At 72.1% G+C, this 24610-nt stretch carries 23 protein-coding genes; 16 read left to right on the plus strand and 7 right to left on the minus strand.

The features are described from left to right. Positions 1–615 (minus strand): TetR/AcrR family transcriptional regulator, encoded by a 615-nt coding sequence (locus WFK95_RS07295; RefSeq protein ID WP_224645177.1) that lies wholly within the window; start codon positions 613–615, stop codon positions 1–3. A gap of 64 nt (positions 616–679) precedes the next feature. Here WFK95_RS07295 and WFK95_RS07300 point away from each other — a divergent pair, with 64 nt between their 5' ends. Beyond that, on the plus strand, positions 680–1843 hold the full coding sequence (locus WFK95_RS07300; RefSeq protein ID WP_336670307.1) for an MFS transporter: 1164 nt from the start codon (positions 680–682) through the stop codon (positions 1841–1843). Between the two features lie 23 nt (positions 1844–1866). Further along, complete coding sequence (locus tag WFK95_RS07305; protein ID WP_336670308.1) at positions 1867–3039, plus strand: NADH:flavin oxidoreductase; 1173 nt, start codon at positions 1867–1869, stop codon at positions 3037–3039. Between the two features lie 3 nt (positions 3040–3042). Here WFK95_RS07305 and WFK95_RS07310 read toward each other — a convergent pair whose 3' ends face one another. Further along, positions 3043–3567, minus strand: a complete 525-nt coding sequence (locus WFK95_RS07310) for a gluconokinase (protein WP_336670309.1) — start codon at positions 3565–3567, stop codon at positions 3043–3045. A 112-nt stretch (positions 3568–3679) separates the two neighbouring features. Here WFK95_RS07310 and WFK95_RS07315 point away from each other — a divergent pair, with 112 nt between their 5' ends. The 7 genes from WFK95_RS07315 (at position 3680) to WFK95_RS07345 (ending at position 8820) form a co-directional block, all read left to right on the plus strand. Next, positions 3680–4411, plus strand: a complete 732-nt coding sequence (locus WFK95_RS07315; RefSeq protein WP_336670310.1) for a hypothetical protein — start codon at positions 3680–3682, stop codon at positions 4409–4411. Positions 4412–4426: 15 nt separating this feature from the next. Next, positions 4427–5893 carry an SDR family NAD(P)-dependent oxidoreductase gene (locus WFK95_RS07320; protein WP_336670311.1) on the plus strand — a complete coding sequence of 489 codons (1467 nt, stop codon included), beginning with the start codon at positions 4427–4429 and terminating at the stop codon, positions 5891–5893. A gap of 56 nt (positions 5894–5949) precedes the next feature. Beyond that, complete coding sequence (locus WFK95_RS07325; protein WP_336670312.1) at positions 5950–6987, plus strand: nucleoside hydrolase; 1038 nt, start codon at positions 5950–5952, stop codon at positions 6985–6987. Continuing rightward, complete coding sequence (locus WFK95_RS07330; protein ID WP_224645170.1) at positions 6974–7447, plus strand: mycothiol transferase; 474 nt, start codon at positions 6974–6976, stop codon at positions 7445–7447. Before WFK95_RS07325 ends, WFK95_RS07330 begins: the two co-directional genes overlap by 14 nt. Positions 7448–7451: 4 nt before the next feature. Further along, complete coding sequence (locus WFK95_RS07335; RefSeq protein ID WP_336670313.1) at positions 7452–8069, plus strand: ASCH domain-containing protein; 618 nt, start codon at positions 7452–7454, stop codon at positions 8067–8069. 65 nt (positions 8070–8134) lie between these two features. Next, positions 8135–8401, plus strand: a complete 267-nt coding sequence (locus WFK95_RS07340) for a type II toxin-antitoxin system Phd/YefM family antitoxin (protein WP_224645200.1) — start codon at positions 8135–8137, stop codon at positions 8399–8401. Continuing rightward, the gene (locus WFK95_RS07345) at positions 8398–8820 is read left to right on the plus strand and encodes a type II toxin-antitoxin system VapC family toxin (protein ID WP_336670314.1); all 423 of its coding nucleotides are present in this window, start codon (positions 8398–8400) and stop codon (positions 8818–8820) included. Before WFK95_RS07340 ends, WFK95_RS07345 begins: the two co-directional genes overlap by 4 nt. Positions 8821–8913: 93 nt before the next feature. Here WFK95_RS07345 and WFK95_RS07350 read toward each other — a convergent pair whose 3' ends face one another. Further along, complete coding sequence (locus WFK95_RS07350) at positions 8914–10545, minus strand: AMP-binding protein (RefSeq protein ID WP_224645167.1); 1632 nt, start codon at positions 10543–10545, stop codon at positions 8914–8916. A 182-nt stretch (positions 10546–10727) separates the two neighbouring features. Here WFK95_RS07350 and WFK95_RS07355 point away from each other — a divergent pair, with 182 nt between their 5' ends. Genes WFK95_RS07355 through WFK95_RS07380 form a run of 6 tightly spaced genes read left to right on the plus strand, consistent with a single transcriptional unit; the run spans position 10728 to position 18586 of the window. Further along, a complete protein-coding gene (locus WFK95_RS07355; protein WP_336670315.1) occupies positions 10728–11942 on the plus strand; it encodes an acyl-CoA dehydrogenase family protein in 1215 nt (404 codons plus the stop codon). Positions 11943–11978: 36 nt separating this feature from the next. Beyond that, the gene (locus WFK95_RS07360; protein WP_336670316.1) at positions 11979–13283 is read left to right on the plus strand and encodes a styrene monooxygenase/indole monooxygenase family protein; all 1305 of its coding nucleotides are present in this window, start codon (positions 11979–11981) and stop codon (positions 13281–13283) included. 11 nt (positions 13284–13294) lie between these two features. After that, complete coding sequence (locus tag WFK95_RS07365; RefSeq protein WP_336670317.1) at positions 13295–14758, plus strand: amino acid permease; 1464 nt, start codon at positions 13295–13297, stop codon at positions 14756–14758. Next, entirely contained in the window at positions 14755–15633 is an 879-nt protein-coding gene (locus WFK95_RS07370) for a Gfo/Idh/MocA family protein (protein WP_336670318.1), read from the plus strand. Before WFK95_RS07365 ends, WFK95_RS07370 begins: the two co-directional genes overlap by 4 nt. Then, the gene (locus WFK95_RS07375; protein ID WP_336670319.1) at positions 15630–18161 is read left to right on the plus strand and encodes a sensor domain-containing protein; all 2532 of its coding nucleotides are present in this window, start codon (positions 15630–15632) and stop codon (positions 18159–18161) included. Before WFK95_RS07370 ends, WFK95_RS07375 begins: the two co-directional genes overlap by 4 nt. 53 nt (positions 18162–18214) lie before the next feature. Continuing rightward, a complete protein-coding gene (locus WFK95_RS07380; RefSeq protein ID WP_336670320.1) occupies positions 18215–18586 on the plus strand; it encodes a hypothetical protein in 372 nt (123 codons plus the stop codon). A 10-nt stretch (positions 18587–18596) separates the two neighbouring features. Here WFK95_RS07380 and WFK95_RS07385 read toward each other — a convergent pair whose 3' ends face one another. Beyond that, positions 18597–19895, minus strand: coding sequence for a TrpB-like pyridoxal phosphate-dependent enzyme (locus WFK95_RS07385; protein ID WP_336670321.1), 1299 nt, complete (start codon positions 19893–19895; stop codon positions 18597–18599). Between the two features lie 99 nt (positions 19896–19994). Here WFK95_RS07385 and WFK95_RS07390 point away from each other — a divergent pair, with 99 nt between their 5' ends. Continuing rightward, complete coding sequence (locus tag WFK95_RS07390) at positions 19995–21239, plus strand: alpha/beta hydrolase (protein WP_336670322.1); 1245 nt, start codon at positions 19995–19997, stop codon at positions 21237–21239. A 38-nt stretch (positions 21240–21277) separates the two neighbouring features. Here the strand turns inward: WFK95_RS07390 and WFK95_RS07395 are convergent, their stop codons facing one another. Genes WFK95_RS07395 through WFK95_RS07405 form a run of 3 tightly spaced genes read right to left on the minus strand, consistent with a single transcriptional unit; the run spans position 21278 to position 24566 of the window. Continuing rightward, a complete protein-coding gene (locus WFK95_RS07395) occupies positions 21278–22288 on the minus strand; it encodes a 3-oxoacyl-[acyl-carrier-protein] synthase III C-terminal domain-containing protein (RefSeq protein WP_443081543.1) in 1011 nt (336 codons plus the stop codon). A gap of 11 nt (positions 22289–22299) precedes the next feature. Further along, positions 22300–22932: an SRPBCC family protein gene (locus WFK95_RS07400; protein WP_336670324.1), complete on the minus strand. Its 633-nt coding sequence runs from the start codon at positions 22930–22932 to the stop codon at positions 22300–22302. After that, the gene (locus WFK95_RS07405) at positions 22929–24566 is read right to left on the minus strand and encodes a thiamine pyrophosphate-binding protein (RefSeq protein WP_336670713.1); all 1638 of its coding nucleotides are present in this window, start codon (positions 24564–24566) and stop codon (positions 22929–22931) included. The genes WFK95_RS07400 and WFK95_RS07405 overlap by 4 nt, the downstream gene beginning before the upstream one ends. Between the last annotated feature and the right edge of the window lie 44 nt (positions 24567–24610).

The raw sequence follows: 24610 nt of genomic DNA on the forward strand, positions 1-24610 counted from the left end.
TCAGCCCTCGTCGGCGAGGCGCTCCTCGATGAACCGAACCGTCTGCTCGACCAGAGGCCGCAGCGACTCCTGCACCTCGTCGTCGGAGAGCGGCCGGCCGAGGATGACGGCGCCGAGCTGCGGGATCATGAAGGGCGCGGCCTGCAGTCCGATGGCGACGTAGAGCGCGATCGCGGCGCGCAGGTCGTCTGTGCCGCCGGTGACCGCCCGCAGCCGCTCGACCTTGCGGCGGTAGAACTCCCGTCGGCCGTCGCTGAACGGCGGCCTCTCGCCCTGGTCGGCGTCGTAGTGCAGCGACTCCCACATGAGCAGCCGCACCAGCTCGGGGTCGCGGCGGTGGTGGTCGTACGCGGCCATGACGTGCTCGGTGAGCGTCTGCCCCTCGAGGAACGGGCTGTGCTCGACGTGCTCGGTGAGCGCCTTGGCCATGACGACCTCGAACAGCCCCTCCTTGCTCCCGAAGTAGCCGTAGATCCGCTCCTTGTTGACGCCGGCCTCCGCGGCGATGCGGGCGACGCGGGCACCGTCGAAGCCGCGGCGGGTGAACTCGGTGCGGGCGGCGGCGATGAGCGCCTCGCTCGTGGGCGTCGATTCGTATCCGGCGGCGTCGGTCACAGCCGACAGACTACCGCCAACCGTTCGGTTGACGCGCCAACCGTACGGTTGCTACGTTCGCCGCATGACGACGACCACCCGCTCCGACACCGCTCGTCCCGCCCTGATCCGCACCGGCGCGATCACCGCCCTCGGGGCGCTGCCGATCGTCGGACAGCTCTACGTCGTGCTGCCGCTCGCAGCCGAGATCGGGACGCTGCCCGGCGCGACGGGCTCGACGCCCGCGCTCGCCAGCACCGCCTTCGCGCTGGCCTACGCGCTAGGCATCCTCGCGCTCGGCCCCCTCGCGGACAGCTTCGGGGCGCGGCGCCTCATGGTGGCGAGCGCCGCCGCGACCGCGGTCGTGACCGCTCTTACGGCATTCGCGCCGTCGGCGTCCTGGTTCCTCGTGGGGCGCGCCGCACAGGGACTCGCGGCCGCCGCGTTCACCCCGGCCACCCTCGCCTACATCGCGCGCACCGCCCCGGCCTCGGCGCGTGTCCCGCTCAACACGGCCGCGATCGGAGCGGGCCTCGCGTCCGCGGTCGTCAGCCAGGTCGCGGCGCAGCTGATCGCGCCGGCGCTCGGCATCACGGGCGTCTTCCTGGCCTTCGCCGGCGCCGCGGCGGCCGCTGCCGTTGCGGTCCGCGCGCTGCTCCCGGGCGACGCCGCGCCCGCGGGTGCGCGGCCGTCGCCCGCTGCCGTGCACCGCGCCATCCCCGGCCTGCTCGCCCGCCCCCGGTTGGTGCTGCTCTACTGCACCGGCCTGACGTTCCTCAGCGTGCTCGTGGCGCTGTACACCGCGATCGCGGCGGACGGCCGCTGGTCCGCCACCACGCTCCTCGTCCTGCGCGCCAGCTCCCTCCCGGCGGTGCTCGTCGCGGGCGTGCTCACGCTGCGCCTGGGCGGCGTCCCGGCCCGGGCCCGGATCCTGTCCGCGGTGGCGCTCGCCGTCGCCGGGGCTCTGCTGTGCGCGGTCGGCGCGACGGTCGCGGTCGGCGCGGGTCTGTTCCTCCTCGTCGGGGCGGTGGCCCTCGCTGCCCCATCCGTGGTGGCGGAGGTGACCCGGCTCGGTGCGCCGGCGATCGGCGCCGCCGCGTCGCTCTACACCGTGGCGATCTTCGGCGGCGCGAGCCTGGGTGCGCCGCTGGACGCCCTGTTGGGCGGCGGGCTGAGCACCGTCGCGCTCGGCGGTGCCGCGGTGCTCGCCTTCGGGGGCCTGGCCGCCGCGATCGCCACCCGCGACTGACCAGAACATGTTCTAATCCGGGGATGGAGGACGCCTTCGCCCCGGCCCGGCTCGGCCCCGTCGACCTGCGCAACCGGATCCTCAAGGCCGCGACCTTCGAGGGCCGCACCCCCGACGCGCTCGTGACCGACGACCTGATCGACTTCCACGCCGAGTTCGCCCGGGGCGGCGTCGGCATGACGACGGTTGCCTACTGCGCCGTCGCGCCAGAGGGCCGCACCGAGCGCCGTCAGCTCTGGATGCGGCCCGAGGCGATCCCGGGCCTGCGCCGGCTCACCGACGCCGTGCACGCCGAGGGCGCCGCGGTCTCGGCGCAGCTGGGGCACGCGGGGCCCGTCGCCGATGGGGCTCAGCACCGGCGCCCGGTGACGCCCAGCAGGATGATCAGCCCGCTCGCGCTGCGCCCGACCCTCCGTCCGGACGCGACGCACATCCGCACGCTGGTCCGGGCGCACGCCGACGCCGCTCTCCTCGCCGAGGAGGCCGGGTTCGACGCCGTGGAGCTCCACTTCGGCCACAACTACCTGATCAGCGCTTTCCTCAGCCCGCTGCTCAACCGCCGTCGCGACGCCTACGGCGGAGACCTCGCGGCCCGCGCCCGGCTCGCGCGAGAGGTGGCGGAGGCGGTGCGCGACGCCGTCGGCGGGCGCCTTGCGGTGACCGCCAAGCTCAACATGACCGACGGGGTGCCCGGCGGCCTCAGCCCCGACGACGCCCTGCGCACGGCCCGCTGGCTCGAAGCCGACGGCACCCTCGACGCCCTCGAACTCACCGCCGGGAGCTCGCTGCTCAACCCGATGTACCTGTTCCACGGCACGCCGCCGCGCCGCGAGTTCGCCGCCGCGTTCCCCAGCCCGGCGCTCCGGGCCGGGCTGCGTGCCGCCGGCCCCGTCTTCCTGCGGGAGTACCCGTACCGCCCCGCCTACCTGCTCGAGCTCGCCCGGCGGTTCCGTGCGGCCCTGGACATGCCGCTCGTCCTCCTCGGCGGGATCGCCGAGCGGACCGCGGTGGACCGGGCGATGGCCGAGGGCTTCGAGTTCGTGGCGATGGGGCGCGGCCTGCTCCGCACCCCGGACCTGGTCCGGCGTATGCAGGACGACCCGGCCGAACCCGACCGCTGCACCCACTGCAACCTCTGCATGCCCACGATCTACAGCCGCACCCGCTGCCCGGTCGCCGACGCGGAAGCCGGCTGAGCGTCAGGCGATGCCGGGGACCTCCGTCGCGGCGAAATCGGCGAGGGCCTCGGTGATGATCTGCGGGACGTCGCCGGTCACGTTCACCGTGACGCCGAACTCGTCGGGGTCCAGCGGCTCCAGGATGGCGAGCTGGGAGGCGAGCATCCCGGCCTTCATGAAGTGCCCCGCGCGGCTGCTCATGCGCTCCTGCAGCAGCTCCTCGTTGCCAGTGAGGAAGACGAAGTAAACCGACGCGCCCGCGGCGCGGATCCGGTCCCGGTACACCCGCTTGAGCGCGGAACACGCCACCACCGTGGGGCGGCCCGCGATCATCTCGTCGCGCAGGTAGGCGCCGATCGTGGCGAGCCACGGCCACCGGTCCTCGTCGGTCAGCGGCTGCCCCGCGCCCATCTTGGCGCGGTTCGCCTCACTGTGGAAATCGTCACCGTCGGCGAAGCTCCGGCCCAGGCGGGAGGCCAATTCGGCGCCTACCGTCGACTTCCCCGAGCCGGATACTCCCATCACGCAGATCTGGATCGTCGCCATCGGTCGAGTAGATCACGACCGCCCGGGCGTGCGCGGCGCAAGCGCGCACCTGCCGCCGACCGCCCCGTCGGCGGGCCACGCATAATGACCCGGTACGAGGGAGGGAGACCGGATGCCGACGTCCGTCGCGACCGCGATCGCGGTCGTGCTGCTCCTCGCTCTCGCGCTGGTCGCCACGGAGGCCTGGGCCCGCACTCGGGTGCGGGCGGAGATCCGCCGCGCCGCCACCGACCCGCTCGGCGCCGTACCGACGGTCACCCTCGGCTCCCGTCCGATGCTGGTGCCGCTCGCACGGCACCGTCGGATCCCGAGGCTGCACGTCGACACCCACCACGCCGCGGCCGACCCGCGAGTCCTGGTGCTCGCCGCCGACGCGACGGACGTGGTGCCGGGACACGAGGCGGTGACCGTCGGGTCCGTCGACGCGACCGCCGAGCTGCGACTGTCCTGGATGCGGCACCTGGTGGACTCGGCCCGCGAGGAGGCCGACGACGCGGCGATCGTGGTCCGTTCCCTCACTCTGGTCCCGCGCCGCCGCTCGGTGTCGGTCACCGTCGGGCTGCCCGTCGCCTTCGGCCTCGGCGTCGACGTGCGGGTCGTCGTGGCGGTGTCGGTGCGGGACGGCCGGGTCGCTTTGCGCGCCACGGACCTGTCGATGCCGGTCAGCGTCGTGCCGGTGCCGATCCCCATCGCCTGGGCGATCGACTCGTGGATCACCGCGCTGCGGGCGCGGATCGTGCCGGCGGCCGTCGACGCGCTGACGATCACCGACATCCGCTGGTCCGAGGACGCGGTCGTGGTCGACCTCACGGCGCACGAGGCGACGGTGCCCCTCGGGCGATGAGGGACAATCGACCTCATGCCCGATACCACCGCCCCGATCTCTGCGGAAGACCTCGCCGCGTTTCACCGCGTGCTCGAGGCCGCCGCGTACCTCGACGACCGCGATCCGCAGTCCGTCGAGGTGCAGCGCGCCGTCGGGCACATGTTCAAGCTGCTCAAGCGCGAGCGGCGCAAGTCCGCCCGCGCCAAGGTCAAGGACGCGGACCGCGACGTTCTCGAACGCACCGCCACCGGCAACGCCGAGCGCATCGACGACGAGACGGCCGGGATCCTGCTGACCACGCCCACCGTCGGCGACAGCGCGGGCGAGCTGCTGCGCCCGCAGAGCTGCTACATCTGCAAGCAGCCCTACACGCGGATCGACGCCTTCTACCACCAGCTCTGCCCGGAGTGCGCCGCCTTCAGCCACGCCAAGCGCGACGCCACGACCGACCTCGCCGGCCGCCGCGCCCTGCTCACGGGCGGGCGGGCCAAGATCGGCATGTACATCGCCCTGCGCCTGCTGCGCGACGGCGCCGACCTCACCATCACCACCCGCTTCCCCACGGACGCGGCCCGCCGCTTCGCCGCCCTCGCCGACAGCGCAGAGTGGCTCGACCGGCTCCACATCGTGGGCATCGACCTGCGCGACCCGTCGCAGGTGAGCGCCCTGGCCGACGCCGTTGCGGCGCGGGGCCCGCTCGACATCATCATCAACAACGCCGCGCAGACGGTGCGCCGCTCCCCCGGCGCCTACTCGGCGCTGGTCGAATCCGAGGCGGGCGACGTGCCGCCCGAGCTCGCGAACCGGATCATCCGGTTCGGCCGTGCCAGCTCCGCGCACCCCGCCGCGCTCACGGAGGCCCTCGACGGGCACACCGGCGGCGTCTCCGGCGATCTGGCCGCGCTCGACCCCGCGGCGCTCACCGCGCTGGCGCTGCGCGGCGGCTCGTCGTCGGCCGCACGCATCGAGGACGGCACCGCCATCGACGCCGGCGGGCTCCTGCCCGACCTCGTGCACACCAACTCGTGGGTGCAGACCGTCGAGGAGGTCGAGCCCCTCGAGCTGCTCGAGGTGCAGCTGTGCAACTCCGTGGCGCCGTTCATCCTCATCTCGAAGCTGCGCCCCGCGCTGGCCGCGTCGCCCGCGCGGCGCAAGTACGTCGTGAACGTCTCGGCCATGGAGGGCCAGTTCGGCCGCGGTTACAAGGGCCCCGGCCACCCGCACACCAACATGGCCAAGGCGGCGCTCAACATGCTCACCCGCACCTCCAGCGGCGAGATGCTGGAGCAGGACGGCATCCTCATGACCGCCGTCGACACGGGCTGGATCACCGACGAGCGGCCGCATCACACCAAGATGCGGCTCGCCGACGAGGGCTTCCGGGCCCCGCTCGACCTGGTCGACGGTGCCGCCCGCGTCTACGACCCGATCGTCCAGGGCGAGAACGGCGTCGACCTCTACGGCTGCTTCCTCAAGGACTACAAGCCCTCGCCGTGGTGACGGGCGGCCCGCCGCCGCGGTGATCGATGTCGGCGGCGGGCGCTAGGGTCTCCTCTGTGGCGGAAACGAAGGTCCTGTTCGACTGCGACACGGGCGTCGACGACTCCCTGGCACTGCTGTACCTGCTGAGCAAGCCCGGAGTGGACCTGCTCGGCATCGTGTCCACGGCCGGCAACGTACCCGCGACGCAGGTCGTGGAGAACAACCTGGGCTGGCTGGAGCTGCTGGGCCGCACAGACATCGAGGTCTTCCCCGGTTCCGACGCGCCGCTGTCGACGCCGCTGATGACCACCGAAGAGACCCACGGCCCGTTCGGCGTCGGCTACGCCGAGCTGCCGACGCCGACCCGCGGACCGTCGGAGATCTCGGGGCCGCAGGCTTGGTCCGACCTGACCCGCGCCCACCCGGGCGAGGTGGTCGCCCTCGTGACCGGGCCGTGCACCAACCTCGCCCTCGCCCTGCGCGACGACCCGGGGATCCTCACCCGCCTGCGCCGCCTCGTCATCATGGGCGGCGTCTTCTGGCACCCCGGCAACACGACGCCCACCTCGGAGTGGAACGTCGCAGTCGATCCCGAATCGCTGTGGGAGGTGCTGCGCGCCTACGGCGAACTCGACGGCACCGGCACCCCGCTGCCGATCCTGTGCCCCCTCGACCTCACCGAGACCATCGAGCTCACGCCGGACCACCTGTTGCGCCTCGCCGACGCCGCCGGGAGCGCCCCGGCCGAGTGCCTCGCCCCCGAGGACGCCGACGGGACGCGGTCGGCCGCGAGCAATCCCGTGGTCCGGGCCACCTCGGACGCCGTGCGGTTCTACTTCGAGTTCCACCGCGACCACGACCTCGGCTACATCGCGCACATGCACGATCCGTTCGCCGCGGCCGTCGCGCTCGACCCGTCGATCGTGGAGACCCGCGCCTACCCCGTGGACGTGGAGCTCACCGGTTCGCTGACCCGGGGCACGACGGTCGCGGACGTGCACGGCGCGTGGAACCGCCCCGACACGGCGCAGGTCGCCGTCGCCACCGACCAGGCGGCCTTCTTCGACGACCTCCTCGACTCGATCGCAGGGCTGGCCCGTGGCCGCGACTGAGGCGCAGATCGCGGCGTTCCTCGACGTCGCCGCGGAGACCCTGGACACGATCGACCGCGTGCTCGACGATCTCGACGACACGACCGTCAACGCCGTTCCGCCGGTCCCCGGGGTGAATTCGGTGTTCGCCCTCGTGACGCACGTCGGCGGGGCGGTGGGCTACTGGGGCGGCTCGCTCATGGCCGGCGAGGACATTCCCCGCGACCGGTCGTCGGAGTTCCACGCGACCGGCACCGTCGACCGGGCCCGGACGATCGTCGCGAAGCTGCGCGACGACCTGCCGCGGTGGGCCGCGGTGGCCGCCACCGGGATCCGCAATCCCGGTGCCACCGGCACCACGCGGCGCAACGCCGCCACCGCGACGCCGGAGTGGGTGCTGACGCACATGCTCCGCGAGCTGACCCAGCACACCGGACACATGGAGATCTGTCGCGACGTCGTCGCGCGTCGCGCAGACTGAAGCCATGCTCATTCCGAAGGCGATCGCCGAGGGCGTCCGCGACGGCCGCGTCACCACGCAGTACCGCCGCTGGGACACCCCGCGCGTGAAGGTCGGCGGCACCCAGCTCACCCCGGCGGGCCTGCTGCGGTTCACCCGCGTCACCCGAGTACCCGACGTCGACAAGATCTCCGATCGCGCGGCGCGGGCGGCGGGCGTCAAGGACGCCGCCGCACTCCGGAAGCTGCTGACGCCCCGCGACCCCGACGCGCCTCGCCGGGAGCGCTCCGCGCGGGGCGGCGAGCACGTCTACCGCGTCCACCTGGAATGGGCCGGCGAGGACCCGCGGCTCGCCCTGCGGGAGGAACTCCCGGACGACGCCGAGCTCGCGGCCATCGCGAAGCGTCTGGCGCGGCTCGACGCCCGCGAGACCGGGCCGTGGACCCGCGACATCCTGGAGTGGATCCGCGACCACCCGCACGTCGTCTCCAAGGAACTCGCCGCCGAACGCGGCGTCGAGCTGCTGCCCATGAAGGCCGACATCCGCAAGCTCAAGGGGATGGGCCTGACCATCAGCCACGAGGTCGGCTACGAGCTCTCGCCCCGCGGCGCCGTATACCTGGACTGGTTGGCAACCCAATAGCTAACGGGCTTCGTCGAGCGTAGCTTGGTAGGCACTTACCTACCAGGAGGTGCGCGGTGACTGACATGGTGAACAGGTCGATATCCGCCCGCGACTTCAACCGTGACGTCAGCGCGGCGAAGCGGGCCGCTGATGAGGCGCCGGTGTTCATCACCGACCGAGGGGAACCCGCGTACGTGTTGATGTCGATCGCGGCTTATCGGCGTCGGGAGGAGCCGCCGATGAACCTAGCTGACGCCCTCGCGATGAAAGGACCGGTGGATCCCGACCTGGACCTCGAGTTCGAGACGGGCCTCATCGATTGGACGCCCCGCGAAGTCGACTTATCGTGAGCTACCTCCTCGACACCAATGTCCTCAGCGAACTGCGCCGCCCGGCCCTCGCGGATCCGCGTGTCGTGAGGTGGGCGCAGGGGCAGGACGCTTCGCGCCACTTCATCAGCGTGCTCACGGTGATGGAGATCGAACGCGGAATCGTCAAGAAGGAACGCACGGACGCCCCAGCGGGCGCGGTTCTACGGAAGTGGTTCGACGACGACGTTCTCGCCAGGTTCGCAGAACGTACGATTCCGGTGGATCGCCTGATCGCTCGCCTGAGTGCCCAGCTTCGATCGCCGGACCCTCTACCTGGGCACGACTCCATCATCGCAGGCACCGCGATCATGCACGGTCTGACCGTCGTCACCCGCAACACCAAGCATTTCGAGCCCACTGGCGTGCCACTGGTCAACCCGTGGGAGTTCACGGGCTGACCAGTGATCCGCGAGCGTGTTCGGCGCACTGTCCGTATCGGACGGAATCGGAGAGTCGCTCGTAGAACAAGGCCCGCTCGGCGGCAACCCGTCCTACGCGGGTTGCTCCGATTCCGCGGCGTCCTCGGCGGTGGTCTTGGCCCAGCGGTAGTCCGCCTTGCCCGCCGGGGTGCGCTTGACCTCGTCGACGAAGACGACGGTGCGGGGCACCTTGTAGCCGGCGAGCTCGCCGCGGGCGAAGGTCTGCACGTCCTCGATCGACGGGCGCTCCTGGCCCGCCGCGACGGAGATGACCGCCGCGACGCGCTGCCCGTAGCGGGCGTCCGGCACGGGCACGACGAGGGCGTCCGCGATCGCGGGGTGCCCGTGCAGGGTGGCCTCGACCTCCTCGGCGTACACCTTCTCACCGCCCGTGTTGATGCACTGGCTGCCTCGTCCGAGGAAGACGATGCCGCCGTCCTCGGCCGGGTAGCCCATGTCGCCGAGCACCGAGATCCGGCGCCCGTCGGGCAGCGTCGGGAAGGTGCGCGCCGACTTCTCGGGATCGTTGTAGTAGCCCAGCGGCACGTTGCCGACGCGAGCGATGTACCCCACCTGGCCCGTCTCGGTGATCTGCTCGAAGGACTCGTCGACCACCATCATCTTGTCGGTGGGCGGCGCGTGCAGGTTGCCGTTCTCGTCGAGCGTCATCACCCCGTCGTTGCCGGACTCGGAGGCGCCGAAGTTGTCGCGCAGGATCAGCTCGGGCTTGATCGCGGCCATCCGGTCGCGGACGTGCTTGGACCAGATCGCACCGCCCGACGTGATCGAGAACAGCGACGAGAAGTCCGCGGTGTCCTTCTGCTTCTCCATCTCCTCGACCAGCGGGATGCCCATCGCATCGCCCACGATGAGGATCGTCTGCGTCTGGTCGCGCTTGATGTTCCGGACGATCTGCTCGGCCTTGAAGTCCCGCTCGAGGATGATCCGGGAGCCGAGCACGAAGAACGTGAACAGGGAGTAGGCGGCGGCGCCGTGCATGAGCGGCGCGGCCACGAGGAAGGCGAGCGGCGGGAACTGCTTCGCCCCCTCGCCCACCTCGTCGAGGTTCTGCCGCGGCTCGCCGCCGTAGGGCACGCCGGCGGAGAGCGGCTTGCGGAAGAAGTCGTCGTGCTGCCACACGACGCCCTTCGGGTAGCCGGTGGTGCCGCCGGTGTAGATGATGTAGTGCTCCTCGCCGGTGCGCTCCTCGAAGTCGCGCGCCGTCGACTGGGCCGCGGCGTCGGCGAAGGGCACCAGGGCGACGCCCTCGGCACCATCGACCGCGGCGGTGAGGGCCGGATCGGCCTCGCCGATCACGAACACGGTCCGCAGCTCGGGCAGCGCCGGGATCAGTCCGGCGAGCGTGCGCTGGTGCTCCGGCAGCTCGACGATGATCCCGCGCGCGTCGGAGTTGGTGAAGATGTACTCGAGCTCGGTCGCGGTGTACCGGTAGTTGACGTTGACCGGCACCGCGCGGATCTTGATGAGCGCCAGCAGCGATTGCACGTGCTCGACGCTGTTCTTGAGGAACAGCGCGACGTGGTCGTACGCGCCGATACCGTTCGCGGCGAACAGGTGCGCCACCTGGTTCGCCTGCCCGTCCATCTCCGCGTACGAGGTCTGATCGCCCTCGAAACTCAGCAGGATCCGTTCCGGAACCGCGTCGACGACCGCCTCGAAGACATCGGCGAGGTTGAACTTCATGCGCACTCCTGTTCCTGACCTGCGAAGCGCTTCAGCTCAGCAGAACGTGTTCTAGTTGTAACAGGTTCTACCGCATCGCGGGGCGGAATCGGACGCGAAACACTCCACGATCTTCCGTGAATAACGTTCACGGCGCGGGGAATCCTCGCCAGCAGATCGTTCGCAGACCACAGTTGTCGGCCATGACCACCTCGCTGACGCCCCCGAAGACCGACGCCGAGCTCGACGCGAACCTCGGCCCCGTGTACGCCCGGATCGCGGAGGGCGCCGTCGCCCGCGAGCGCGACCGCGAGCTCGTGCACGAGCCGATCGCGCGGCTCAAGGAGGCGGGTTTCACCGCCCTGCGCGTACCGCAGGAGCTCGGCGGCGGCGGCGTGACGCTGCGGCAGTTCTTCCGGCAGCTCATCAACCTGGCGGCCGCCGACTCCAACATCCCGCAGGCGCTGCGCGTGCACGTCAACTTCGTCGAGGACCAGCGGCTCGCGAACACCCCCGCGGGCGACGCGTGGCTGCGGGCCGCGGCCGACGGCACCGTCGTCGGGAACGCGATCACCGAGCCCGGCGCGGGCTCCGTCGGGGGCTACGCCACCAAGCTCACCGCGAGCACCGACGGCGGCTACCGCCTCACCGGCACCAAGTTCTACTCGACCGGCTCGCTCTACGCCGACGAGATCCTGGTGGCCGCCGACCTCGACGGCGAGCGCGTCGGCGTCCTCGTCGACGCGGACGCGCCGGGCGTCGAGCGGGTGGACGACTGGAACGGCTTCGGGCAGCGCCTCACCGCGAGCGGCACCACCGTCTTCACCGACGTCGCCGTCCCCGCGGACCGGCTGCTCGGCCCCGGCTACGGCGCGCCGGGCGCCACGTACGCGACCTCCTACCTGCAGCTGGTGCAGCTCGCGGGCCTCGCCGGCATCGCGCAGCGCGCCACCGACGACACCGTCGCCTGGGTGCAGGCCCGCACCCGCACGTTCTCGCACGCCGCCGCCGACCTGCAGCGCCACGATCCGCTCGTGCAGCAGGTGATCGGCCGGCTCTCCAGCGCCGCGTGGTCCGCGAAACAGTCCGTGCTCGCCGTCGCCGACGTGCTCGACGACGTCCTGGCGGACCGTCGGGTGCACGAGGACCTGGTGCCGGAGGCCGAGCTGGCCGCCGCGCACGCGCAGCTCGCCGTCATCGACACGGTCCTCAAGGCCACCACCGAGCTGTTCGACGTGGGCGGCGCGTCGATCGTCGACGCCGACCTGCGCCTCGACCGGCACTGGCGCAACGCCCGCACCCTGGCGGTGCACAATCCCGCGATCCAGAAGGCCCGCGCCATCGGCGATCTCCTGCTCAACGGCGCCGACCTGCCCTACGCGTGGAACGCGGGCGCCCGCACCGCCTCCACCTCCTAGTCCCACCCCCATGTCCGACCACCGAAAGGCACGACCATGACCCAGGCACGCATCGCCATCATCGGCGCCGGAGTGGTGGGAGCCACCGCCGCGCTCGTCCTCGCCCGCGCCGGCCACCCCGTCGACCTCTACAGCGACCGCACGGCCGAGCAGCTGCGCGACGAGGTCCCCGCGACCGGCACCGCCGTCCTCTTCGGCCACTCCCGGGACGTCGACCACACCCTCGTCGAGGAGCTCTATCCCGACGCCCCGCTCTCGACCGGCATGAACACCCGCCTCAACACCGGTGCGCCGGGCGCGCTGGAGCAGGTGCTCGCCTTCGACCCGGACTTCACCTACACCGCCGCCGGTATCGACGTGCGCCTGCGCGCCCACGACCGGATCCGCCTGTTCGAGCAGGCCGGCGGCGACTTCCACGTCGAGACCGTCACCCCCGAGAACCTCGACGCCATCGCCGGCGCGCACGATCTCACGCTGATCTCCACCGGCAAGGGCGGCCTGTCGGGCCTCTTCCCGGTCGACGAGGCGCGCACCGTCTACCGCTCGCCCCAGCGGCACCTCCTGGCCGCCGCGTTCACCGGGCTCGGTCACGGCGACGACGTCTTCACGGCGCGCGGGCACGGCGCGGGCAAGCACAACGTCTTCAACCTGCACACCGACCACGGCGAGATCTGGATCGGGCCGTACTGGCACAAGGACGCGGGCGCGACGTGGAGCGTGCTCGGGTTCGCCAAGCCCGACGGTGACTGGGTGCAGCGGTTCGGCGAGGTGACCGACGCGCAGAGCGCCCTCGAGGTGGTGGTCAGCGTCTACCGCGACTACTTCCCCGACGACCTGCCCGACATCGAGAAGCTCCGCGTCATCGACGAGGACAAGCATTCGTGGCTGCGCGGCGCCGTCACCCCGACCGTGCGGCAGGGCGTCGGCCACACCCGCGGCGGCCGCCCCGTCCTCGCGCTCGGCGACTCCGCGATCGCCTTCGACCCGATCGCCGGGCAGGGCGCGCAGACCGGGCTGATCCAGGTGGCGGCCCTGGTCAAGGCCATCGAGGCGCGCGGCTCGGACTTCACCGCCGAATGGATCACGGACCAGTTCGACCGGCACTGGGAGGAGCGCGGTCACGCCGCGGCCGAGGTCACCCGCCTGTTCCTGGGCGATCCGGACTACGCCTTCGCCGCGGGCCTGCTGTTCGCGGGCGCGGTCGCCGATGACGCCGTGGGCGCCGCGCTGTTCGGGCTCCTTTCCGAGCCCGCGCCGATCCTCGACTTCCGCACGGAGGCCGATGTCGAGCGCTTCATCGAGGACGCCAAGACCACTGCGGAGGCGTACGAACGGGTGTAGCGTCCCGCGGAATGGACATCCTGCGGACCAAACCTCTCGCCAGGATCAAGGCCGACGGGGCCGCCGAGGGCGGACTCCGCCGCGATCTGCGGCTCATCGACCTCATCGGCTTCGGCGTCGGCATCGTGATCGGGACCGGCATCTTCACCCTGACCGGCGTACAGGCCAAGGTGAACGCCGGTCCCGGGATCGCGATCTCCTTCATCGTGGCCGGAGTGGTCAGTCTTTTCGCGGCCCTCTGCTACGCCGAGTTGGCGTCCGCGGTCCCGACGGCCGGCAGTGCGTACACCTACGCCTACGCGACCATCGGCGAGGTCTTCGCCTGGATCATCGGCTGGGACCTGCTGCTCGAGTTCGGGCTCGGTGCCGCGGTCGTGTCCCGCAGCTGGTCCGGCTACCTGGCGGACCTGTTCGGGCTACCGCCCGAGTGGTTCACCGAGGAGGCGCCGGTCAACATCGGCGCGATCCTGGTCATCGTCGTCCTCGGCGTGGTCGCCACCGTCGGCATCCGGGAATCCGCCCGGGTGACCAACCTGCTGGTGCTGGTCAAGGTCGCGATCTCGGTCTTCGTGGTGATCGTCGGCGCCTTCTTCATCACCCGCTCGAACCTCGTGCCCTTCATCCCCGACTCGGTGCCGGCGGAGTCGGGCGGCGACGCTCTGGACCGGCCGCTCATCGAGACCATCCTCGGCGGGGCGCCGTCGCACTTCGGCGTCGCGGGCATCCTCACCGCCGCCGCGGTCGTCTTCTTCGCCTACACCGGCTTCGAGGCGGTCGCCAACCTCGGCGAGGAGTCCCGCCAGCCCGAGCGCGACATGCCGCGCGCACTGATCGGGACGCTCCTCGCCTGCACCTTGCTCTACGTCCTCGTTTCGGTGGTGCTGACCGGCATGGTCAAGTACACCGACATCGACTCCAGCGCCCCGCTGTCCAAGGCCTTCGACGTGGTCGGCGCGTCCTGGGCCGGCGACCTCGTGGCGATCGCCGCGGTCGCCGGACTCACCTCGGTGATCCTCGTCGAGCTGGTGACGATGGGCCGGATCGGCTACGCCATGGGCCGTGACGGCCTCATCCCGCCGTCGGTCGCGAAGGTCTCGCCGAAGTTCGGCACCCCGACTCGGCTCACCGTGATCATCGTGATCGTCTGCGCCCTCATGGGCGGTTTCATCCCGATCGAGGCGCTGTCCGAGATGGTCAGCATCGGCGCGCTCTTCGCCTTCCTCCTGGTCTCGCTCGCGGTGCCGATCCTGCGTCGCACCAAGCCGGATCTGAAGCGCCCGTTCAAGGTTCCCTTCTCCCCCGCCATCCCCGTCCTGTCCGGGCTGGCCTGCGTCTACCTCATGCTCAATCTCGCGGTCGCGACCTGGCTGCGCTTCCTCGTCTGGTTCGCGCTCGGGGTCGCCATCTACCTCCTCTACGGTCGGCGCCACTCCGTGTTGGGCAGGGAGGCCGCCGTGGCAGACTCTGACGAATGACGATGCGTATCGGTCTGGTCGGAGCCGGCCCCTGGGCGCGGGAGACGCACGCGCCGGCACTCGCGGCGCACCAGGACATCGATTTCGTGGGCGGCTGGGCCCGCGATCCCGCGGCCGCGGCGGAGGTCTTCCCGCGGGCGTTCGCCTCGCCCGCTGAGCTGTTCGACGCCGTTGACGCGGTCTCCTTCGCGGTGCCACCGAACGTGCAGGCCCCGCTCGCGGCGGAGGCGGCGCGGGCCGGGAAGCACCTCGTGCTCGACAAGCCCATCGCATTCGACGTCGAGGGCGCAGTAGCTCTGACGGAGACCGTTGAGGCCGCAGGCGTGCGGTCGATCATCGCCTTCACTCGCCGGTTCGCGCCGGAGACGAGGGAGTTCCTCGCCCGAGCAGCCGAGCTCGAGCCCATCGCGGCCGAGGCCCAGTGGCTCTCCGGCGCCGCACTCGCCGGTAGATTCGCCGCGTCGGCCTGGCGACAGGAGCAAGGCGCACTCTTCGACGTCGGCCCGCACGTCCTCGATCTTCTCGACGCAGTCGCGGGGCCGATCACCGGGGTGGACGCCGCGCGGTACGACCCCGCCAGCGACACGTGGACCGCGCAACTGGCCCACGCCGGAGGCACGGCGTCGACCGCGTCGCTGTCGCTGCGCACTCCGGTCGAGCCGACCATCGTGCGGGTGGCCGCACACTCCGCGCGCGGCGCGGTCGTGCTCGACAATCGCGGCACCTCGGCGATCGAGTGCTTCCGCGTCCTGCTCGACGAGTTCCTCGCGTCGATCGCCGCGGGTGTCGACCATCCCCTCGGAGTGCGCCGCGGGCTGGACCTGCAACGCGTGATCGCTTTCATTCAGGCTGCCACCGCACCCACCGCCCAGTGAGCGACACGCCGTTCCCGCAGGCCGCGGGATCCGGCGTGCCGTCCTCGGACCTGGCACGCGCCTTCATCGACCGGTCCCTCGACGGCTTCTTCGTCCACGACGAGGACGGCAGGCTGGTCGCGGTCAACGACGCCGCCTGCACGAGTACGGGCTACACCCGCGCCGAGCTCCTGCGCATGAACGCCCTGGACATCGTGCAGGTCACGGTCAGCGAGGCGCGCCACAACTGGGAGCTCGCGCTGGCGGGCACGATGCAGGTGATCCCCGCGATGCATCGCCGCAAGGACGGCAGCACCTTCCCCATCGAGGCCCATCTCTTCTTCCACGAGATCGACGGTCGCCGGTACATCGCGGGCCTCACCCGCGACATCTCGGAACGCGTCGCGTCCGTCCGGGCGATGAGCGACGCCCAGCGCCGGCTCGAGGAGCGCGCCGTGGAATCGGCGCACCACTCGGAGCGAGTCGCGGGACTGCTCCAGGCCGTCATCGACGCCGCGCCGGACCTCGTCTACATCAAGGACCGGCAGGGGCGGTACCAGTACATCAACTCCGCCGTCGCCGAACTCGCCGGGATCTCCCCGGTCCTGGCGATCGGCTCCGACGACACGGTCGTCTTCCCCGCCATCGCGGAGACCCTCATGGCCACGGACGAGGAGATCATGCGGTCCGGCATCGGCCACGAGGTCGAGGAGTACCCCGAGGTCGACGGCGAGCTCCGCACCTACCTCTCGAACAAGGCACCGTACTGGGACGCCGACGGGAAGGTGGTGGGCCTGATCGGCATCTCGCGCGACATCACCGCGGCGCGGCGCGACCAGGCCCTGCTCCGCCACGCGGAGGCGCGCTGGCAGTTCGCGATCGACGGTGCCGGCGACGGCATCTGGGACTGGAACGTTCGCTCGGGCACCGTCTTCTACTCACAGCAGTGGAAGGCGATGCTCGGCTACTCGGCCGAGGATGTGGGCGAGACCGTCGCGGACTGGGCCGAGCTCGTGCACCCCGACGACTACCAGCGGTCCTGGGCCCTGGTCCAGGGCGTGGTGCGCGGCGAGACCGCCGAGTTCTCGGTCGAGCACCGCATGCGGACCAAGGACGGCAGCTGGCGCTGGATCCACGACCGCGGGCGCGCGATGGAGACCGGGCCCGACGGGCTGCCGACGCGCCTGATCGGCACGCACACCGACGTCACCGAGCGGCGCCGCGCCGAGTCCGAGATCCGGGAGCTCAACCGCCGCCTGCGCTGGCGCGCCGACCACGACGACCTCACCGGGCTGCTCGGCCGGGCGGGGTTCATCGAGCGCGCCACGGAGGTCGTCGAACAGCGGCGTGCCGACGGCGGGGCCCTCGCCGTGCTCTGGATCGACCTCGACTCCTTCAAGCGGATCAACGACTCCCTCGGCCACAAGCTCGGCGACCAGGTGCTGCAGGTCGTCGCCCGACGACTGCAGTCGGCGAGCCTGCCCACGGACCTCGTCGCCCGCCTCGGCGGCGACGAATTCGTCGTGCTGCGCCCCCGGGTGGATGCGGCTCGACGGACACCGGACTGGGCGGAACGGGTCCGGGCCGCCATGGCGAAGCCCGTGGAGGTCGACGGCCTGCAGCTGACCGTCACCTGTTCGATCGGCCTCGTCGAATCGGGGGCCGCGGACGACGGCATCACGCAGCTGCTGATCGACGGCGACCTGGCGCTGCTCCAGGCCAAGCGCGACGGGCGCAACCGCATCGTGCAGCACTCCGTCGGGCTGCACGCCCCGCAGCAGGAACGGGTGGCGCTCGCGACCCACATCCGGTCGGTGATCGGCCGCGGCGACGTGATCGTCCGCTACCAGCCGGTCGTGGACCTCGCGACCGGCGCGATGGTGGGCGCGGAGGCCCTGGCCCGGATGCCCGGCCCCGACGGCGACGAGCTGGCTCCCGCGGGCTTCCTCCCGCATCTGGAGGCCCTGGGCATGCTCCCCGACCTGGCGCGGATCGTGCTGGACCGTGCCTGCGCCGATTTCGCCGTTGCACCGGAACTGGGCTGGGTCTCGGTGAACCTGGCGTCGGAGGACCTCGCGGACCCGCAGTTGCCGCACGTCATCGAGACCGCACTGACCCGGTCGGGACTGGACCCGGCGCGGCTGATCCTCGAGATCAACGAGCGGGTCGTCCCGGAACGGCACGTCCTGGCCGCCACGCACCGCCTCATCGAGCTCGGCATCCGGATCGCGCTGGACGACTTCGGCACCGGCTGGTCGAGCCTCGCGCAGCTGCGGGACCTGAACCTGGCGCTGGTGAAGATCGACCGGTCCGTGGTCACCGCCTCGACGGGCCACGACGATCCGCAACTCGAGGCCATGCTGGACGCCGCGGTCGCCATGGCCCGGGCTCTCGATCTCGACGTCATCGCGGAGGGCATCGAATGCCCCGCGGAGTCCACGGCGCTCGCCGCCGCCGGCGCCCACTTCGCGCAGGGCTTCCTGTGGTCCCGGGCGGTGGACCTGGACCACCTGCGACAGTGGGCGGTGCGGGGCGGCGAGGACGCCTGACGACCGGGGTCGACGGGGCCGCCCGCCCCGCCGTCCGGCGCTACCCTGGGGACATGACGCACCCCGGCGACCCCGCGCAGCCCCCGGCCCCCGAGCCGACGCCCACCGAACCGGCCCCCGGAGCGTCGGAGCCGATCGAGGCCGAGTTCGTCGACCTCCCGCCGAGCGGGCCGGTCGCACCGTCGTACGAGCAGGTCACCGGCTACACCACCGCCGGCGTTCCCACCTTCGACCACGTGCGGGAGAAGATCGAGCGCCGCACGACCACCGCGCTCGGCGCCGAGGAGCTCGCGCACGGCACCTCCGCCGGGCAGGACGCCGCCCGCGCCTTCGAGGAGCGGGAGAAGGCGGCGAAAGCGAAGCTCGACGAGATCCGCCGGTCCCTGGGCTCGCCCGCGGCGCCCCCGGAGACCCCGGGGGCGTAGCGGCGCACCGTCAGGCCAGACCGCCCGCGAGGTACTCCGCGTAGGCGGGCAGATCGAGCTGGCCGTGGCCCGAGAGGCCGATGACGAGCACCTCGTCGGAGTGCTCCCGGGCGTAGTCCGCGGCGGCGGCGATCGCGTGCGTCGACTCCGGGGCGGGGACGATGCCCTGGGTCCGCGCGAACAGCACGCCCGCGGCGAAGGCGTCGTTCTGCTCGATCGCGATGCCCTCGACGAGCCCCAGCTCCACGGTGTGGCTCAGCGCCGGCGACATCCCGTGATAGCGCAGGCCGCCCGCGTGGATCGGGTCCGGGACGAAGTCCATGCCCAGGGTGTGCATCTTCAGCAGCGGGGTGAGGCCGGCGACGTCGCCGTGGTCGTAGCGGTACTCGCCCTTCGTGATCGACGGGCACGCCACGGGCTCGGCGGCGACGATGCGCGGGTCCTGCCGGCCGTGGATCTTCTCCCGCAGGAACGGGAAGGCGAGGCCGGCGAGGTTGGATCCGCCTCCGGCGCAGCCGAAGACGACGTCGGCACCCTTCTCGTGCAGGTTCAGCTGATCGACGGCCTCGAGGCCGATGACCGACTGGTGCAGCACCACGTGGTTGAGCACGCTGCCGAGCGCGTACCGGGCGTCGGGATCCTGGGCGGCGACCTCGACGGCCTCCGAGACGGCCATCCCGAGGCTGCCGGTGGTGTCCGGATCCTTCGCCAGCATCGCGCGGCCGGACTCGGTGAGCCCCGACGGGCTCGGGTGCACGGTGCCGCCGTAGGTCCGCATGAGGTGGCCGCGGTAGGGCTTCGAGTCGTAGGAGGCCCGCACCTGCCACACCTCGACGTCGATGCCGAACTGAGCACCGGCGAAGGAGAGTGCGCTGCCCCACTGGCCGGCGCCGGTCTCGGTGGTCAGCTTCGTCACGCCGTCCACCGAGTTGTAGTACGCCTGCGCGACGGCCGAATTCGTCTTGTGCGAACCGACGGGGCTCACGCCCTCGTACTTGACGTAGATGCGGCAGGTGGTGCCGAGCGCCTGCTCGAACTTCCGGGCCCGGATGAGCGGCGACGGCCGCCACATCGCGAGGATCTCGCGGACCGGCTCGGGGATCTCGTGGTACGCCTCGGTGGACGCCTCCTGCGCGATGAGGCCCGACGCGAACAGCGGCGCCAGGTCCTCGGGCCGCACGGGCCCCTTGGTGCCGGGGTGCAGGTGCGGCGGGATGGGCGTGTCCAGTTCCGCGGCCAGGTTGTACCAGTGGGTGGGGACCTCGACGGTGGTGATGTCCTGGTGCGCGGCGGCGTCCGAGAGTGTCATGGCTCACAGCGTAGAACGCCGGGAATGCCGCCCTTTCCCACAGGTCCATCTTATGGGGCGCACCTATTCTGGGCGCGTGCGAGGACGGGAGTGCGGCCGGTGAACCCCCTACGGAACCTGCAGCTCACGGCGGGCCCCGTGCCACTACTGTTGCTCCTCGCGGGAGCCGCGGCCCTCGCCGGCCTGATCTCCGCGACCCGTCGCGGCGGGTCCGCGCGCATCGTCCTCGCCTGCGTGGCCGCCGCGCTCGGCGTGACCGCGCTCGTGGACTACCTGGTCGAGTTCGTGTGGAAGCCGTTCCCCGACCGCCTCGACCCGCTGGTGCTGCTGTGGGTCGCCCTCGGCGTGCTCGCCCTGCTGCTCGCCGGGGTGCGGGTGGCCCGGGCACCGTCGTGGCGGTCGACGGCGCTGAGCACCGCGGCGGTCGGCCTGGTGGTCCTGATGGGCGCCGGCCAGGTGAACTCGCTGTACTCGGCGTACCCGTCGGTGGAGGACCTGCTGCCCGTCGACTACCCGGCGACGGTGCCCCGTCCCTCCCCCAGCACGACCGCCGAGCGCGGCGTGGTCGTACGGGCGACGGTGCCGCCCACCCGCTCCCGGTTCGCGGCCCGCCCGGCGCTGGTCTACCTACCGCCGGCGTACCTGTCCGGTGCGCGCGAGCGGCTGCCGGTGCTGATGCTCCTGCACGGGCAGCCGGGCTCGCCGCGGGACTGGTTCTCGGGCGGGAAGCTGGCTCGGACGATGGACTCCTATGCGCAGCGGCGGGGCGGCGTCGCGCCGGTCGTGGTGGTGCCGGACGCGACGGGCGGGCAGTTCGCGAACCCGCTCTGCGCCGACACCCGGCGCGCCCGGGCGGCGACCTATCTCGCCGAGGACGTGCCCGCGTGGGTGCGCCAGAACCTGGCGGTGGATGCCGCCCCGCAGGCGTGGGCGATCGGCGGCTACTCCTACGGCGGCACCTGCGCGCTGCAGCTGGCGACCCGGTTCCCGGAGGTCTTCCGGACCTTCCTGGCGCTCTCGCCCGACGCGGAGCCGGACCTGGGAGGAGGGCGCGAGGCCACCGTCCGGGACGCCTTCGCCGGTGATCGCGGTGCGTACGCGCGGGCGGACCCGCTCACCCAGCTGTCGCTGCGGCGCTTCCCGGACAGCGCGGGCGTGCTCGTCGCGGGCACCGACGACGCCGCATCGACCGCCGCCGCGAAACGGGTGGCCGTGGCCGCCGCGGGAGCCGGGATGACGGTGCGCACCCGTTGGATCCGGGGCGGGCATGACTTCACCGTGTGGTCGGGCGCGCTGACCGCCGAACTCGACTGGCTCGGCGGCCGCCTGGGCCTTCGGGGCTAGCCCCGAAGGACCGGCCCCGGACGGCCGGCCCGAACCGGCTAGGTGCGCAGCAGCGCCCCGGCCGCGAAGTCGCCGGCGTGCGCGAAGGCCGCGAGGACCACGTCCTCCCCCGCGCCGATCCGCCCGTCCGCGCGGGCGGTGGCGAAGGTGTGCGGGACGCCGACGGCGAAGAGGTTGCCGCACTCGTCGAAGGTGTCGGGGTGCCGCTCCGGCGGGAGCTCGAGGGCCTCGCGCCAGTTGCGGAGGAACGTCCGGTTGGGCTGATTGGTGACGAGGTGCCCGACGTCGGGACCGCGCAGGCCTCCCGCCGCCGCGGCGGCGAGCGCGACCTCCGGCACGAGCCGGTTGCCCCGGGCGAGGACCTTCGCGATCTTGGCCTCGGTGAAGCCCACGTGCAGTTGCCCCTCGCCGGCCTCCCAGTACTTGCGCGGCGGTTCGACGGCGGCGGTCATGTCGCCCGCGTACTCGCTGTGCTGCGCGCAGATCACCTCCCGGACCTCCAGCCCACCCGCCTGCGGGTCGGCGACGACGAGCGCGGCGGCGGCACCGTCGCCCGGGATGGCGGCCTGCGGCAGATTCCGCACCCGGTCCTGGGTGAAGACGTTCCCGGCCGCATTGGTGGCGGTGAGCAGCAGGGCCGATTGCGCGGTCCCGGCGGTGAACATCGTGCGGGCGAGGTGCAGCATGAGCAGGAAGGCTGCGCAGCCGCCGTTGTGGATGTCCAGGACCAGCGAGGGCCGCGTGCCGAGCCGGCGCACGACGTCGCCGCCGCAGCCGACGACCGGCAGGTCCGGCAACTGCGAGTGGCTCAGCACCACGTCGGCCTGCAGGGCCTCGTCCCCGACCTGCTCGCGGAGCCGGTCGATCGCCGCGCACATCAGGTCGACGTTGGCTTCCCCCGCCGCGGCGTGATGCCGGTACGCGGGCGGCGCGAACATCGGATTGGCGGTGAGCGTGCGGCTGTCGACGTCGGCGAACTCGCGGAAGTACTCGGCGGGCACCCGGTTCTCGGGCAGGTACGAGGTCACCCCGACGATCCGCGGGTTCACGAGCGGGGCGGTCACGACGTCATCCATTCGGGCTTGATCGGCTCGCCGTGCGCGTGCCGGTGTTCGGCGATCGCCTTGAGGTTCTCGAGTTCCATCTGGTGCCCGGCTCCGAACGTGTCCCACAGGTCGCCGACCCACACGGGCCGCTCGGGCGGCGCCGTCTCGGGGTACGGGTTCTCGTCGTAGAAGGGGTGGTGGCAGTTGACCCACAGCACCACGGAGCCGGGCTTGTTCAGCACGAGCTGCGCGTCGACGATCCGCATCAGGTAGATCATCCAGAGATGCTTCCCCTGGTCCCAGGCGCAGTGGTAGTCGACGGTCCGGGCGTCCGGGTGGGCGACGGTGCGCGTGTAGATCTCGGTGTCGGCGCCGAGCATGTCGCGCGCGACCCACAGGCCGGCCTCGTCGGTCTCGCGGAAGCCGCGCAGGCTGTACGTCCACTCCTCGAGGGAGCGGGTGTCGGAGAGCCAGTCGTAGAGATCGTCCGGCGGCGCGTTGACGTAGGACTGCACGGGGCAGAAGTCACCGTAGATCTGCTCGTGCGGGTACACCGAGCGCATGCGGTCGACGAGGATCGGCTGAGCCACCGGGCGCGGGTGACTCTCGATCCGGATGGTTCCTTCGATGTCGATCACCGGGATCATTGCCGCTCCTTCGCGGTATCGGGCAGCAGCGCTGCGAACGGCGGGATCTCCGCGGGGTCGGTTCCGATCTCCAGGCACGACGGTCCGCGGCCCGGGACGGCCAGGAGCTCGGCGGCGGCGGACCGCGCACCGTCGGGCGTGGTGGCCGAGCGGACGGGCAGGGTGGGGAACATGGCGGCGAGGCCGTCGGCGATCCGGCTGGGCCGGAACCGGTTGATGCTGGGCAGGTCGGGGAAGAACTTCCCCTCGCGCGCCACGCACATGCCGTGGGCGTCGTTGTTGAGCACCACCAGCAGGACGGGCGCCCGCGCCTCGATCGCGGTGTGGATCTCCATGCCGTGCATGTAGAAGGCGCCGTCGCCGGCGAGGATCACCGTGGGACGGCCGGTCGCGATCGCGGCGCCGATCCCCGCCGCGATGCCGTGCCCCATGCCGCCCATGCCCAGCGCGACGAGGAAGCGGTCGCCGGTGCCGAGCGGGAGCCGGTGCACGGCGGCGGCCCCGGCATTGCCGGCATCGGCGAAGACGAGGGCGTCGGCGGGGATTGCGGCGGCCAGCGCGTCCACGGCATCGGCGCAGGTGAGCATCCCGGAGTCGTTCCGCGGCACGGTGATCGGGACGGGCGCCGCGTCGGTCCACGGGGCGCGCGGGCGTGTCCCGACCGCATCCGCGAGGGCCCTCGTGTAGGCGGCGAGGTCCCGGGAGGGCTCGTGGATCGTCACCTCACGCAGCGGCGGCTCGGCCGCGACGTGCACCGTGCAGGTGACGTCCATCGCGGCGTCGAGGCCCGTGCGGTCCATGAGGTCGAGCTCGGTACCCAGGGCCAGGACGAGGTCGGCCTCGGCCGCGACGACGGGGACCGACGGGTGCCCCATGACGCCCGCGACGCCCACCGCGCCGGTCCGCGGCGCGGCGTCGCGTCCGTTGGGTCCGACCGCGATCACGGCGCCCGTCGCCGCCGCCAGCGCCGCGACGGGTCCGGCGAGCCGGGCCCGGGACGCCGCCTCGCCGAGCAGGATCAGGGGTCTGCGGGCCGCGCGGACGAGGCGCACCACCTCGTCCGACGGTGCCTCCGGCCCGGGTGGGATCGGCGCGCGCCCCACCGGTCCGGGGCAGTCGGCGACCTGGACGTCCTTGGGCAGGAGGAGCGCCGCGGGCAGCCCCTGCTCCAGCGCCGCGAACGCGCCGTCGAGCGCTGGAGCGAGATCCTCGGGACCGGAGACCTTCGCGGCGAAGCCGGTCACCCCGCGCAGGACGGCGAGGACGTCGACGGTGCGCGGGGCCGCGCACATGTCCTGGAAGGCGCCGCGCCCCTCGACGGCGGTCGGCGGGCTGCCGATGAGCGCGAGGACCGGCGAGCGGGACTGATACGCCTCAGCGAGCGCGGGAACGCAGTTCATCGCCGCGCCCCCGGACGTGGCGATCAGGCAGCCGGGCCGGCCGGTCATGCGCGCCGCACCGTCGGCCATGGCGCCGGCACCGAACTCGTGCTTGGCGATGGTCACCGTGAGCCGGTGGTCCGCGTCGCTCCGGAGCAGGGCGGCGAAGAGGTCCTCGGAGTTGGCACCATGAATACCGTATGCGTGGCGAAAACCGTACGCATACAAAGCATTTGCAATCTCGTCGGCGACCATTGAAGCCACAAGCCTCACAGTAGGCCCGTGTGATCGCAATCACA

Origin of the sequence: Tsukamurella sp. USMM236, assembly GCF_037148755.1 — a bacterium.
Classification (GTDB): domain Bacteria; phylum Actinomycetota; class Actinomycetes; order Mycobacteriales; family Mycobacteriaceae; genus Tsukamurella.

Excerpts from the sequence above, each read along its gene's own strand:
- WFK95_RS07300 (WP_336670307.1), top strand. The coding sequence starts at position 680 with ATGACGACGACCACCCGCTCCGACACCGCTCGTCCCGCCCTGATCCGC.
- WFK95_RS07305 (WP_336670308.1), top strand. The coding sequence starts at position 1,867 with ATGGAGGACGCCTTCGCCCCGGCCCGGCTCGGCCCCGTCGACCTGCGC.
- WFK95_RS07310 (WP_336670309.1), bottom strand. The coding sequence starts at position 3,567 with ATGGCGACGATCCAGATCTGCGTGATGGGAGTATCCGGCTCGGGGAAG.
- WFK95_RS07315 (WP_336670310.1), top strand. The coding sequence starts at position 3,680 with ATGCCGACGTCCGTCGCGACCGCGATCGCGGTCGTGCTGCTCCTCGCT.
- WFK95_RS07320 (WP_336670311.1), top strand. The coding sequence starts at position 4,427 with ATGCCCGATACCACCGCCCCGATCTCTGCGGAAGACCTCGCCGCGTTT.
- WFK95_RS07335 (WP_336670313.1), top strand. The coding sequence starts at position 7,452 with ATGCTCATTCCGAAGGCGATCGCCGAGGGCGTCCGCGACGGCCGCGTC.
- WFK95_RS07340 (WP_224645200.1), top strand. The coding sequence starts at position 8,135 with ATGGTGAACAGGTCGATATCCGCCCGCGACTTCAACCGTGACGTCAGC.
- WFK95_RS07350 (WP_224645167.1), bottom strand. The coding sequence starts at position 10,545 with ATGAAGTTCAACCTCGCCGATGTCTTCGAGGCGGTCGTCGACGCGGTT.
- WFK95_RS07355 (WP_336670315.1), top strand. The coding sequence starts at position 10,728 with ATGACCACCTCGCTGACGCCCCCGAAGACCGACGCCGAGCTCGACGCG.
- WFK95_RS07360 (WP_336670316.1), top strand. The coding sequence starts at position 11,979 with ATGACCCAGGCACGCATCGCCATCATCGGCGCCGGAGTGGTGGGAGCC.
- WFK95_RS07365 (WP_336670317.1), top strand. The coding sequence starts at position 13,295 with ATGGACATCCTGCGGACCAAACCTCTCGCCAGGATCAAGGCCGACGGG.
- WFK95_RS07370 (WP_336670318.1), top strand. The coding sequence starts at position 14,755 with ATGACGATGCGTATCGGTCTGGTCGGAGCCGGCCCCTGGGCGCGGGAG.
- WFK95_RS07380 (WP_336670320.1), top strand. The coding sequence starts at position 18,215 with ATGACGCACCCCGGCGACCCCGCGCAGCCCCCGGCCCCCGAGCCGACG.
- WFK95_RS07385 (WP_336670321.1), bottom strand. The coding sequence starts at position 19,895 with ATGACACTCTCGGACGCCGCCGCGCACCAGGACATCACCACCGTCGAG.
- WFK95_RS07400 (WP_336670324.1), bottom strand. The coding sequence starts at position 22,932 with ATGATCCCGGTGATCGACATCGAAGGAACCATCCGGATCGAGAGTCAC.
- WFK95_RS07405 (WP_336670713.1), bottom strand. The coding sequence starts at position 24,566 with ATGGTCGCCGACGAGATTGCAAATGCTTTGTATGCGTACGGTTTTCGC.